The organism is Aurantimonas sp. E1-2-R+4, from assembly GCF_036549515.1.
Classification (GTDB): Bacteria; Pseudomonadota; Alphaproteobacteria; order Rhizobiales; family Rhizobiaceae; genus Aurantimonas; species Aurantimonas coralicida_A.
The window spans coordinates 1-12,005 of record NZ_JAZHLK010000074.1; the positions used below are offsets into that span (position 1 = coordinate 1).

General features: G+C 60.2%; 9 protein-coding genes and 1 pseudogene. 2 read left to right on the forward strand and 8 right to left on the reverse strand.

From position 1 onward, the window contains the following. Positions 1–199: 199 nt before the first annotated feature. From VQ045_RS20280 to VQ045_RS20305, 6 genes are all read right to left on the reverse strand, one after another. Positions 200–913, reverse strand: coding sequence for a copper chaperone (locus tag VQ045_RS20280; RefSeq protein WP_331831403.1), 714 nt, complete (start codon positions 911–913; stop codon positions 200–202). 50 nt (positions 914–963) lie between these two features. Next, the gene (locus VQ045_RS20285; protein ID WP_331831404.1) at positions 964–2,559 is read right to left on the reverse strand and encodes a tyrosinase family protein; all 1,596 of its coding nucleotides are present in this window, start codon (positions 2,557–2,559) and stop codon (positions 964–966) included. A 74-nt stretch (positions 2,560–2,633) separates the two neighbouring features. Continuing rightward, a complete protein-coding gene (locus tag VQ045_RS20290; RefSeq protein ID WP_331831405.1) occupies positions 2,634–3,746 on the reverse strand; it encodes a hypothetical protein in 1,113 nt (370 codons plus the stop codon). A gap of 18 nt (positions 3,747–3,764) precedes the next feature. Next, on the reverse strand, positions 3,765–5,543 hold the full coding sequence (locus tag VQ045_RS20295; protein WP_331831406.1) for a hypothetical protein: 1,779 nt from the start codon (positions 5,541–5,543) through the stop codon (positions 3,765–3,767). 86 nt (positions 5,544–5,629) lie between these two features. After that, a complete protein-coding gene (locus tag VQ045_RS20300) occupies positions 5,630–6,136 on the reverse strand; it encodes a hypothetical protein (RefSeq protein ID WP_331831407.1) in 507 nt (168 codons plus the stop codon). A gap of 175 nt (positions 6,137–6,311) precedes the next feature. Beyond that, positions 6,312–7,553 (reverse strand): hypothetical protein, encoded by a 1,242-nt coding sequence (locus tag VQ045_RS20305; protein WP_331831408.1) that lies wholly within the window; start codon positions 7,551–7,553, stop codon positions 6,312–6,314. Positions 7,554–8,010: 457 nt separating this feature from the next. Here VQ045_RS20305 and VQ045_RS20310 point away from each other — a divergent pair, with 457 nt between their 5' ends. Further along, the gene (locus VQ045_RS20310; protein WP_331831409.1) at positions 8,011–8,700 is read left to right on the forward strand and encodes a hypothetical protein; all 690 of its coding nucleotides are present in this window, start codon (positions 8,011–8,013) and stop codon (positions 8,698–8,700) included. 8 nt (positions 8,701–8,708) lie between these two features. Beyond that, complete coding sequence (locus VQ045_RS20315; RefSeq protein ID WP_331831410.1) at positions 8,709–10,676, forward strand: LodA/GoxA family CTQ-dependent oxidase; 1,968 nt, start codon at positions 8,709–8,711, stop codon at positions 10,674–10,676. Here VQ045_RS20315 and VQ045_RS20320 read toward each other — a convergent pair. Beyond that, complete coding sequence (locus VQ045_RS20320; protein WP_331831411.1) at positions 10,667–11,755, reverse strand: FAD-dependent monooxygenase; 1,089 nt, start codon at positions 11,753–11,755, stop codon at positions 10,667–10,669. The genes VQ045_RS20315 and VQ045_RS20320 overlap by 10 nt on opposite strands. Positions 11,756–11,914: 159 nt before the next feature. Then, positions 11,915–12,005, reverse strand: a pseudogene (locus VQ045_RS20325) (IS5/IS1182 family transposase); the annotation flags it as partial.

Here is a 12,005-nt window from a genome sequence, read left to right on the forward strand (position 1 = left end):
CAGAGACTTTTGAAACGTCCCGGGATCACCGGGACCCCCTCGAAATTCCTCGCAGCTTCTTTGAACGCATCACTGCCGCCGCGTGCTACCCGGCGTGAATGGCCAAAGTCGAGATAAGCTGCCATTGAGCGGACACAAGATACGCGACGTCACTCGGAAGCCAAAGGTTCGTGAACCTCCAGCAGTGTTCCCGTGCTCTTCATGGATTGGTTGCGAACCACGCGATCAGTCGCATCATCTTGAGCGGTACGCATAATTGCCAAGCAGGTTGGCGAGACGGCTCCAGCCGTTCGGCCCAGACAATGAATGCCACGAATATCATCGTCGCGACATGAAAGGCAGGAACGGACATTGCGACCATCATCAGCCCCCAACAACTCGCAACGCACCACAGGCCGTTCCGAACACCGAGCAACGTCGCATCCACAAAGACGGCAGGAGCGAAGGCCGCAAGGCTCGGTCGACGATGGCACTTGTTGAGGGCATGCTGCTTCCAGGGAGAGGCCTGCCAGATCAGCGCGGCCGTCGATGCCAAAATAAGCGGCAAGAACGAGACGGACGAAGACAGGCGCATCGTCAGCGCGACACCTATAAAGGCCGCGCCCGCCGCCATCCAAACGCTAACATAGCCGCCGATGAACAGCATTTGGGACCATGGGCGCAGACGCCGGAAGCTACGCTCGCGCAGATATAGCAGAGGGTCATACAGCGTCGGCAGCATCATGGCGACGACCATGACGGCCCATCCGATGGCAAGCTTTAGCGGGGACACGACTGCAAGGACATAGATAAATGCGTCCGCGGATGGAACGGACCAAAGCAGCGCGGCGGTGCAGATCGTGGGGATCGCAACGCTGCCGCTGCCCAGCGCAAGGATGACCCATGCCAAACCGGCGGTGATCGAAAGCGCCATGAGAACATGACCCCGCTCGCGTGCCGCCGATGTGGCTGACCCCATCGCGCTCATTCGTACTGCCGATAGATGCTGATCCGCCCGATATGGATTTTCGACGTCTCGGAAATCGTTTTTCGCGGAACTATCTTCACCGCAAGTTCGCCGACATCGAAATTGCCCTCCAAATGCAGCTTGTCGACAATCTTGGTGATCTCCAGCGTGTATGTGATGCCGTTGCCGGCATGCTCTCCCTGCGGATCGCTGGCTTGAGAGACTCCGAAGAGCGAGACCGTGCCGGCAAGATAGTCCGGGATCTCATTCGGGTCTGCGCCTTCCGGGAGGCCGACATAGACGCGGAACATGGCAGTATCGGATGCACCCGTCACATTCTCGAGGTTGAGGAACACCCGATCTGGCGCTTTTGGCGAAATCGCCAGACCGGACAGGTTCTCGGACACCTTGGCTCGTACCGCCTTGTCCATCGACACCAACCTCTCCATGGCGTCGCTTCCAACGACACGCATGCCTTCGGAACTAGCGCCAAGCATTTCCGACTTGTCTTGTATTGTCATACTCGTCGCTCCAGCCGGGGCCGCGCCGGCGGCGGTTATGCCGAGTTTATTCATCCGTTCCGCCACCGTCACGAACGGAATTTGCGCGCCGGGCGACAGGTCGTCGTATTCATAACTCAACCCCGAAATCTCCTGCATCTGCTCGGGACTGTAGGTCCATTTGGTCTTGTCGGGATTTGGCATTGCAAAACTGCGTTGCCCAACCTTACTTGGCCCCGTCAACCACAGGTCGATTGTGGGGTTCTTCCAGTCTGTCGGGTCGGAAGTGACCTTCCCGTCTGGAAAGAAATTGTTCCAGCTCTCCCACAACCGATCGATGTTGCAATGGTGAAGATAGAAGATGGGATCAAGCGCAGCGCATCCCGGCGTTGACATGAGCCCCGGCAAGGGAGTCCCATCTTGAAAGGTCGCTGTCGGATGATCGCCGCCGACCAGAGTGTGGATTACATTGTGCGGATTGGCCTCAAGGGCGCCGTTGGTGCCGCTGTTCCAGTTGAAGCCCGTGAGGGGCCCACCGAAACCGGCGGTAGTCCCGCCGCCGGGCCCGAAAAAACCAGGCTCTGCCATCGAGTCAAGATTTGTATCCTGGGTGATGTCATATGAAGCGTTCCCGGCAAGGTCACCCCAGCGCTGCAAGACGAAAAGCGGATTGTCATCGGCCCCATCCGGCCAAACCTTAGAGCTGAATGCCGGAGGCAGCCTGTTCTGGCCGGCGGCGAAGTAGTTCCAGTAGGGCAATGCCCAGTTCTCATGTGGTCCGTTCAGCAGCTCGATTTCGTGACGGATCATATTCTCCAGCGCCAACAGATAACCGCGGTGCCAAGGCGGGAAATACCAGCTCTGGTGTTGGCACTGGTCGAGATAGGTGGACCTGTCAGCGGGACCGGGATCCGCATCGGAAGCAGTTGTCGCTTCATAAAAGTTCCAAAGCGGGCGCGATATGCCGTGTATCGCGGCGTAGAAGTTCCAACTGGTCGGCTCCTCCAGTTTGCGTGCCTTCATCGCCTTAACGCCGCGCGCATACCACAAAATCGGCTCCGCCCAGTCCTCGCGCAGGTTGAAAACATTCTGGCGCTTGCGAATATCGCTCATGTAAATTCTCCAACCGATTGATGGTTACTTGGACAATCCTGGCCAACAGCTGCCCGCGGGATTTTGCACGGAGATCATCGCGTCGCAGCAGACAGCATTGAAAGCATTCTCTCGCTTGCCGGAACGGTGGATCCCGCGGGAAGCGGTGCGGGGCCCCCGGCCCTCATCATGCCCGCAACGTCCTCGCATGCGCGCGGCGCGGCGAGATGCTTGCCGAATTCATGCGCAATCCCAACCAGTTTAACCCGGATGAAATCTGTAATCTGGGCGCCGAACTGAATTTCCCGTCCGTTGATCTTGATATCTCCCACGACAAAGCCGCGGTCGGCAGGGACCTCGTATCGCGTGCGCATCTGGTGTGCTACGATCCCTCGATCGACATGCCAGAAGTCGCGCGGATCGGAACCATCCGGCACCTCCCAATTGAGCGGAAACAGCCCGTCCATCGACAATCCGACCGGATTGGCCATGGTGATATTTGCTCCCACACGCGCCAGCGCGTTGACTTCGCCGCCGATGTGCGGGTCGCTGTGCCGGTCGCGCCCCCCATAGAGTCCGCAGTCGATCAGTTCCGTTTCTCCGGTCATGATTGTGCCGTCCGGCCGCTGCCTGATAATTGTGGAACGCGCGCCGATATTCACGAAAGCGCCAAGCGTGTTGTTCACATGGCCGAGATGGGCGAGCTTGCCGCCGCGTTTGGGATCATTCCAGCGGTTGGACGGATTATAAGCGCCATTCCCGTCAACAACATCTGCGATGACAACGGATGGATCGACATATTTATGGTAATGCGCCAACACCTTTTCCGGATCCTGATCGAAGAGAAAACTCCAGTACTCCGGTCCCTCCGAAGTGAACTCCACCTTTTCGATCTTGCCGGCATCATTGCGTGTGACATGCCACTCGCAATACTCGTCCTGGCGTAGGAGCCGATTGCCGTCGGCGGTGCTCCAGCGCAGGACATCGCTGCCGCCGCTGGCTATCTCCACAACCTTGGGAAACGCCGACCAGTCGATCTTTTTCTCCGCAGCGTCGCCCCCGATCTCTGTCTTTGTCGGATTGAAAAACTGCGTAAGGCCGTAATCACTGATATTCCGGTCGATAAATCTGGAAATAAGGTCGCTCCAATCCTTGGCCTGATCTTCCGTGAAGTCGGTCAGTCCGCCGGGCGCTTCAATCATGTTCATGTCCGCAATCCTCTCATTTCAGTTGCCGATCAGGGGGGTAGGCTCCACATCGCCGCTTGCGCGCAGGACAAGGCCGGAAAACGGATCGGTGTTGGGAAAAAGCAGTTGGCTTTCGACCAGCGTAAAATGGTCGGAAGCCCGCAGCGCCGCGTAGCGCGAAGCGAGCAATTTGAAGAAGGAACCAGCATCGCCGGCAGCGGCTTTAGCCGCTACGTGACCGAGATAGGAATCGATGAGCTCGCAGGCCCGTGTCTCCCATTGATCCTGGGGCAACTCCCATCGTTCAAGGGCCGCGCTCGCCGCCGATATGACCTCGTCGGGCGCTGCGGGATCGTGCACGACCTGCCCGAAGAAGGCGACAAGTGCGTTATCCAGTTGATCGCCCGGGACCGCGGTGAGCGGTTTGTCCCGCAACATCGTGTAGAGCGCCCCTCGCACCGGCGAGTACACCGGGTTCGGGTAGTCTATCAGCATGAGATTGGCGGCCATCCTGCGCGAAACTATGCCGGCAGACACCATCTGCGAAATCATGTCGTAGTCGACGCGCGGAACCTCGGAAGCCGGAAATGCGAAATGCGTATCGCCCGGACTTTCCGAATAGGACGGGCTTCCCGAAGCGGGGTCGAATTGCTCGAGGCGAAACCCGAACATCTGCAGATAGCTGCGGTATTCGGCGCGCGGCAGGCGGATATCGTCGGCAAATGTCAGCATGCTCGGGCAGAAAAGCTCGCCCGTGTCGAGAAGCCCGCGCTGATCTATGAAAAACGATACCGGCAGGCCGATCGGCAAGCCTCCGACGCTCTGGCTCTGCTCGGTTGACGTCGTCAGCGTCAACGTGGTGGTGCGGAAAAACGGCTCTAGAAGCGTTTCGATGCCGATACGGCCGTTCCGGTAGGACGCCAGTTTGGTCGCATTGGTCCGCCGTATCCACTGGTTGATGATCCTTTCGAGTTCGTCCCCGCCACGCAGAAAGCGGTTTTCCGGCCGTATCGCGTAGATCGGACTGGTGCGCAGCGGCGAGTCGGGAGCAATTGATTCCGGCTTTATCGACGACGTCTGGGAATGCCAGTTCTGCCAGGGAACCCTCAGTTCCTTCATGTTGACTTCGCCATTGCGGTGGCAACGGAAACAGGCATGGGAACGGGTTTCGGCTTGCCAGGCGTGGCTGCTGTCCCCCTTCCACTGCCATACCGGCCGCTGGCCCGGATCGAGGCCACGCTCGTAAAAGTTGAACGCCTGCTTGGTGGTGTCCCAGCCCATCACCTCCAGCGTGCCCGCATCCCGCATCGAAGGGGCGATGAATACCGCCTGCCGAGCCATCGCATCGCGCCGCAGGATGACCGCGCGCGGGCGCCGCTTCAGATCGGGCGCCTCGCTGAGTAATATCTGGCCGGACTCGTGGACGATGAAGACGGTCTGATCCGGCAGCGCACTCGATTGAGCATCCGGCGGGCCGATGAGGTCGAGGACCTCCTCGACACTGCCAGGCGCATCATTGGCCACAGTCACAAGAAGCAATCCGAAAGGATCGTTCAGTTCGGTGGCGATTTCGGTATCCAGAAAGACCCGCGCCTGAGGATCAATGCCTTCCACAAATCGAAGCAGGCGACCGCTGTCGGAATCGGTTGCGCTATCAACGCCCATGCCCTCCAATTCTTTGCGCAGGGATTCGAACTGTGGCGCCATATCGTAGCGGTCGTCGATTATCTCGATTGCAGCGACCGAAAGTCCCGACGCTACCGCTAAGGAAAGCAGCATCCGTGATGTCGATAGCCAGGGCCAGAAGTGTGATACCATGTGGCACGATCCCACCGCGTTCCCGGCAACGCTTCACGTCAATTGCCGCGCGCTCTGTCCAATCGCCCGTCAGACGCCTGGCAGCTTCAGTCCAGCTTGACTACGCTCTCGCTGACGGTCTGCGTCGTGAATCCGGCGTTCTGAACCAAGCGCACTTCAACGGAACGCGCGCCGGGAAACTGGTTCTTGTCTATCGAGACCTTGGGCGTCGGCTGGCCGACCGATATCGTTTGCCACTGGTTCACATTGTCGGGCTTTGCCTGGACCATGTAGGTCACTCCTTTACGCGCCTCGACGCCGGCCGCCTCGAGCGTGCGGCGATGTTCCGAGCCCGGCTGAGGCGGTCCGAGCGTCATCCCCTCCAGCGCCTGCGCACCGGCGGAAGGCGCCAAATCCGGCCTGAAACTATCGAGCGTCTCACCGCGATACAGAAGGTCGATCGACGACAAGGCCGAGGAAACTTCGACATCCTGCTGGATTATCGCCCGACGGTGCGCGTCGCGGTCGTCGCAGGATTCAAAACGAAGTTCCGGCCGAACCCGGCCGATCTCCCCGCCGTCAGCGTCTTTGAGAACCAGCGTCACGTCATCCATGCCCGGCCCGTCCGTCGAGGGCGCGACAGAGGCGGTTTTCATGTGGGAGGGCAGAACATAACGAATCTTGCCCTGCGCTTCGTCGAGGTCGACCGAAGCGATCACATGGGCAAATGCACTTTCATCGACAGACGACATGACAGCTTCCTTTCTACGGCGGCGTTATCGCAGCCGGCTAGCTTACAAGCGGCGCGAATTGTGCGTCTTCCGCGGCGAGACGGGTCCGGATCGCCTCGAATGTATAAGCGGACAGCCATTGTCGGGGCGCATAGGTCATCACGTCATGATGCCCGATGCCGGGCAGTGCCTGAACCGGCAGCCCGAGCTGGGCATCACCGAGATCATAGCCGACATATTTCCTGTCCGCACTCGTCAATTGTCCGTTGTCATAGGGGAAGGCGGCGTCCGAGGCGTCCTGCTCGCCGGTGGGATAGCCCGGATGATAGCGGCCGAAAGTATGGCCGAGTTCATGGGCGCTGTACCAATCCGCATATGAAAGGTCGGTATCGCCGGCAAATCCGTTCGGAATGCCGCATGGCCCCGAGGCGACGATATCGGGTTGCGGCGTCTCGGGTATGCCCATCGCCCGCCCGCGCATGAAATTGGTTCCATTGCCATCATCCACGAGGCCGAAATAATGCGTTCGCGGGTCCAGTCCGGCATTGACTTCCGAACTGCGGATCGCCGCGACCTGCATATTGGCGGTGATGACGGTATCCGCACTGAAGGGCGCCGAGAAATCGGCGTCGACGACAATATGTGACCAGACCACGAATGGCGCCGGATAAGCCCTTTCAAGATACGACCGCATATGCGCAAAATGGACGGCTGCCGGCGTATGTGTCTGCCCGGTTGCTGTATCGACATAGCGTAGACCGATGCAGCGGACCCGCAGTGGAGGAGCGGCAAGAATGGTCACCGACACTGCCTTGTCGCCAGTCATAGGTTGATCGTCGCCGCCCGTCTGGGTCAACCGATTGACCTCGATATAAAGCTGACCGGGACCAATGGCTTCCTGAGGCAGCAGCAAATTCAGGCTGGAAGACAAGTTCTCGCGCTTGTCGTCGAGCGAACTCCCGTCGCCCGGGTCAAGCTTCAATTCGTTCATCGCCGGCAGATACCGGGCAGCGCCGTTTTCCTGCTCGCGCAGGACAAGCTCCCCACGCAGCCGTGTGCTCTGGGCGACGCTCGACTGATCGAGATAGACCCTCACAAGCGTTGCCTTGCCAGCCAGAAGCGTCACGGAATTGTCGAGCGCCTGGATCGACTGGCAGACCTCGATGGCCTGAATTGCGATGCCCTGGGGCCCCGGACCCGCGAAACTGATTTCCCGCGGCCGGCGAACCGGGGTGCTCGCATACATATGGTCGGGAGGAGAAGACACCGCATCTCGCGACATGCCATGCTCATCATTCATCGCACACACCTCCGCGCTACTCTGGATACATGAAATTCATAATATACAATTTGCAAAAAGTGTACCCTGAATCTATGATTTCGATAATTACTGTAAAAACACGCTGCTATCTTTCGGGATGGCTGGCGCGGGAGGAATTTATGCTTAAAAGCCATTCGCCCTCGCCTTCCTCCGGGGCCGGTCCCGTTGACTGTCAGGCCGACAGCGACGCCGGTCTGAAGACGATGTTTGTGGACATTGTGCAAAAGCAGCGGATCGATGCGGGGCAAAGCCCGGCGCTCAGGCCGGTCTTCTTGAAAACCCATGGCGTGGCACACGGCGCACTTGTTATCCGGCCCGACGCGGCGCCGCATCTGCGCCAGGGCATTTCCGCGGCGCGCGCTGGCCGGTTTGGTTGCGCTTTTCCTCCGACACCCTGCCGGACAGACACGGATGGCGGACGACCATCGGCGTGGGCATGAAACTGTTCGGCGTACCCGGCGAAAAACTGCTCGGCGATGACGGCGCCGGCACGTTCGACATGATCTTCCAAAACCATGACGTCTTTTTCGTCGATACCGCGAGCGACATGTGTGCGTTCACCCGCGCATCCGTCATCGACGGCACGATAGTCGACTGGCCGGCCGCCCACCCCAAAACCGCCGCCGTGCTGGACGACATGGCCAAGCCGGAAGCAAGCATACTTTCCGCGCGCTACTGGACCATTCTGCCTGCCGCCTTCGGCGCGGACGATCATGCGAAATTCTCGCTTCAACCGGAGCTCTTGCTTGAGCCACCGTCCTCGCAGCCTCCCGATCCCAACTACCTCGCGGCCGATCTCGCTAAACGCCTGAAAACCGATGACGCGCGCTTCGTTCTGTCCGTTCAGCGCCGCACCAATCCCGCGACCATGCCGCTGGATGAAGCAACGGTTCGTCGGCTGGAAGAGGAAAGCCCCTTCCTGCCGCTGGCCGATCTCGTCCTGCCGCCGCAGGACATCCTGTCCGGCGACACGGCCGAATATGGCGAAAACCGCGCCTTCAACATCTGGCGCGTGACCGCCGCGCACGAACCCGCGGGCTCCATCGCCCGCGCGCGCCGGACGGTCTATGCCGCGTCGGCGCATCTGCGCCGCAGCACAAACGGCGTTTCCGAAAGCGAACCGTGAGGAATTCCATGGCTGGCACAATCGTTCGCGCATCTATCCGTCCCGGCATTGGGGTCGCCCGGATCGGCAATTCGGGGCAAAGCGTCGTTTCCCCGCAGGTGACCACGCCGCCGCGCCGCCCGGCCGGCTCCATGCATGACAAGGACGGGGCGCTGTTGCGTGAGGCGGCTGAATTCCGCATCTATGGCTATGACGCCGATGGCGAGGTCGTGGCCGAATTGACGCTCGACAATGCCGACATCGAGTGGTCCGTCCATGTCGCGTCGTCGAAAGCGGCCTGGTATATTTTCCGCGCCGCCCTCGACATTCCCGAGGCCAAAGGCCAGAAACTGATCCGGCGCAATCCCGACTACGATCCGGCCAAACGAAGCGATCTGCGCATCGATCCCGGGGCGGTCGCGATCTCCGGCGCCGACAAGGGCGCGCAGCCCGAGATTCGATGTAACGGCGTCTTCCGCTATGAGAATACACAGACGGAGGTGATGCTCGCCCAGTTGAAGACGGACGGCGCGGGCCGGCTCAGGGTTCTGAGCGGCAAGGGCCGCTCCGGCGCGCCGACGGGCCTTCCAATTAACAACGGGCCAGGAAACGAATGGTTTGCTAATTCGACAGGTTGGTATGACGATGTCGCCGACGGGCCGGTGGAGGCGACTGTGCGGATCGACGGAACCGACATTCCCTGCGAAGGCGCATGGGTCGTCACCACGCCGCCGAATTATGCGTCCGACATCATCGGTTGGCGCACGATCGACGACCTTCTTCGGGACCTCTACATCGAGGCCGGCTGGATCGACAATTCCGCCCGCGTCTCGTTTACCACGCACATCTATCCTCTTCTTGAGCGCCTAAGCGGACTGCAGTGGGTCAACAAGGGCTTCTGCGCCCTTTTCGGCGCGGGCGGGCCGCTCGACTTCACCGATCCGACCCTGATCGACAAGCTTTGCCGCGTCCACCAGCCCGGCGACATCCATGTCCAGTTGCGCCGCGCCTTCGCCAACACGTTTCGCCAGATGGGCGAATTGTCGGCGCAGGCATGGCCGGCGATCTATGGCGATGCCTTCGGCACCTTCGCGCCGAAGGAACCGAACAATTTCCTGTCGATCTGGAAGACGGCAGATGGTTGGCTCGACAAATGGGTCGCGGGTGATTTCGACGCCGACTGGGACAACCCGCCTCCAACCTATGCCTCTATCGGCGAAGTCCCGCTCGCAGGACAACCGGAGATGCTGGATCGCGCTGCCATGCATTTCTGTTTGGCTGACGCTTTCCACCCCGGCTGCGAGGTTACATGGCCGATCCGTCATCTGAGCCTGTTCGATGGCCCCTACCGGATCCGGCGCCGTGCGCCCGGAATGCCCGAGCCCGACTATGGCGATGAACTAACCGCCGAACGGGCGATCGGGCCTGACGGACCGCTCCATGCCCAGGGGCCAGGCGACCTGACGCGCTGGATGGCCATTCCCTGGCAGGTAGATACCGCAGGCTGCCGCTCGGGCTATCTGCCGAGCCCCGATCCATTTCTGCCGACCTTCTGGCCGGCGCGTGTCCCGAACACGGTGTTAACCAGGGAGGATTACGACAAGGTCGTCGACGACTCCCTGCCGGTGGAAACACGCCGCGCCGCCTATCACAGCCGGCGGACCTGGTACTACCCGCTGGGTGGGGCGTCGGAGTTGGATGAAATGAATAAAATGGTCACGCATTTCGCCCGTCTCGGTGTCATCGAACGATGGCCCGGACCAAAAGATGGCGCTTTGCCCGAACTGCCGAAATTCCTCTATGTCGAGACACTCCCGCATACTGTGGCCGAGCTTGCCGCGCTCGCAGAACAGCATGGCGCAAGAGCCGGTTTCGCGCCGATGACGGCGGCCGATACGCAGGCTCGGGAGGCCGGTTGGATCGACGAGGCGCATCGCAATTTCTACGCGCATGCGCGTTTCCCCCAAAACTACCTCGCCGATCCGGATCAAGGTTGAGTGTGCGTGAGCCGTCGCGACCAGAATTCGCCTCGCTCCGGCGGCGTCGCGGCGCGATAGATGGCGGCGCGCTCGGCGAGATAGGACTCAAAGCGCGATCGGCGTCGCGCAAGGAGCCGTGCCATGGGGCCGCCATCTCCCGCGAGTTGGCAAGCAATCGCTTCGGCGGTTTCCCCCGCATCGGCCATCGCCTTGGTTATGCCCGAACCGGAGATCGGGTCGAAGGCCATAGCCGCATCGCCGATGGCGATCCATCCACGCGCGCCTTGCGGGGTGAGCCATAGGCTCCGGCTGTCCGCTTGGTGCAGATACGTTTCACCAGCGCCTTGGCTCATTCGCGAGGCGATCAGACGTGTGCGTTTCAGTTCATCCTTCCAGAGTGCACACCTCTTAGCCATACCGGCTGGCAAGAGATCGGAATCAGTCAGGAAAACGGCAATGACGCGGTCTTCCGCTATCGGCACGGCATACCACCAGCCATCCGGCGCTGCTTCGAGCGCTAAACGCGTATCGCATTCCCGTGTCGCGGGGCCAATTGCCCCGAGTGCGAGTAGCCGGTCGTGCGCGATCACCCGAGCACCCAACCGGCGACCAAGCGCCGCTGAACGGCCACTTGCGTCCACAGCTAGTTTAGCCGTCACCTGCAACGCGCACTTATTGAGTGTCCCAGTCAATACAGTCTGCTCTTTGTCAACGCGCGCAACAAGGATCTTGAACCCATCGATCCGTAGCGAACCAAATCGATTCGCCGCAGTGCGCAGAGATTTGTCGAAGACATCTCGGTCCAAGTTGTGCCCGGAGCCTTCCGGATAGCCGAGATACGATACCGCAACCGGCTCCGGCGTTCCCCACAGCGAAAGGTTGCCATGCGTGATCCGGCTGCCTTTCAAAGAAGCGAAATCGAGACCGATGGACGATGCGATCGCCGTCACACCCGGCTTCAAATGTTCACCGTATGAAAGGTTTCTGCGGGGCGTTCCCAAAACAACCGTTTCGGTTCCGGTTCTGGCCAACGCGATCGCCAGACTGTTGGCCGCGACGCTATTTCCAAGAATTGCTACGTCCACCTCAATCTTCATTCGTTCCAAGCTCGATGACCGGTCATCCCAAAACTTACGTTAGATTAGAACGGTGGCATTCCCTTGGCGAGCCATCTTCGAAGCGAGAAGTAGATCAGAATATCGACCAACTACAATACGCCCCCGACAACCCGTAGACCTAGGCTCAGGACTCATTGATCAGAGCCAGAAGATGACGGCGGCTGCGATGCAGATGGCCGAGAAGAAGGTGTGGGCGCAACGATCGTAGCGGGTGTGAATGCGCCGCCAG

Bases quoted from the DNA above. Each gene is read 5' to 3' on its own strand.
- VQ045_RS20310 (WP_331831409.1), top strand. From the start codon at position 8,011: ATGAAACTGTTCGGCGTACCCGGCGAAAAACTGCTCGGCGATGACGGC.
- VQ045_RS20320 (WP_331831411.1), bottom strand. From the start codon at position 11,755: ATGAAGATTGAGGTGGACGTAGCAATTCTTGGAAATAGCGTCGCGGCC.
- VQ045_RS20280 (WP_331831403.1), bottom strand. From the start codon at position 913: ATGGCGCTTTCGATCACCGCCGGTTTGGCATGGGTCATCCTTGCGCTG.
- VQ045_RS20285 (WP_331831404.1), bottom strand. From the start codon at position 2,559: ATGAGCGATATTCGCAAGCGCCAGAATGTTTTCAACCTGCGCGAGGAC.
- VQ045_RS20300 (WP_331831407.1), bottom strand. From the start codon at position 6,136: ATGGATGACGTGACGCTGGTTCTCAAAGACGCTGACGGCGGGGAGATC.
- VQ045_RS20295 (WP_331831406.1), bottom strand. From the start codon at position 5,543: ATGGTATCACACTTCTGGCCCTGGCTATCGACATCACGGATGCTGCTT.
- VQ045_RS20290 (WP_331831405.1), bottom strand. From the start codon at position 3,746: ATGAACATGATTGAAGCGCCCGGCGGACTGACCGACTTCACGGAAGAT.
- VQ045_RS20305 (WP_331831408.1), bottom strand. From the start codon at position 7,553: ATGAATGATGAGCATGGCATGTCGCGAGATGCGGTGTCTTCTCCTCCC.
- VQ045_RS20315 (WP_331831410.1), top strand. From the start codon at position 8,709: ATGGCTGGCACAATCGTTCGCGCATCTATCCGTCCCGGCATTGGGGTC.